Annotated in this window: 1 pseudogene; it reads left to right on the top strand. The window is 69.3% G+C overall.

Going from position 1 to position 225, the window contains the following annotated elements:
* Positions 1 to 225 (top strand): annotated as a pseudogene (locus F1735_RS35290) (IS5/IS1182 family transposase); the annotation flags it as partial.

The following is a 225-nucleotide window of genomic DNA, read 5'->3' as shown; positions in this document are numbered from 1 at the left end:
GAGCGACTGGTTGAACGCGCCTACGAAGCCATGATCAAGGAACACCTGGGTGACCAGTTGATCGGACATATCAGCCGCGACGGCACGGCCATTGCTGCCCGCGAGCGGCCTGCAGCGGCGGCCAGCGCGGCACCGCGCAAGCAGGGCAGGCGCAAGGGTAAGCGCCCGGTCAAGCAAGCGGCACCAGCTGCTGGCTCGCCGATCCGGCGCCAGCGCGGCCAGACC

Origin of the sequence: Massilia genomosp. 1 (genome assembly GCF_011682185.1) — a bacterium.
Classification (GTDB): domain Bacteria; phylum Pseudomonadota; class Gammaproteobacteria; order Burkholderiales; family Burkholderiaceae_D; genus Telluria_A; species Telluria_A rubra.
The sequence above is the reverse complement of the archived record's forward strand: the minus strand, read 5'-3'. Positions and strand labels throughout refer to the sequence as shown.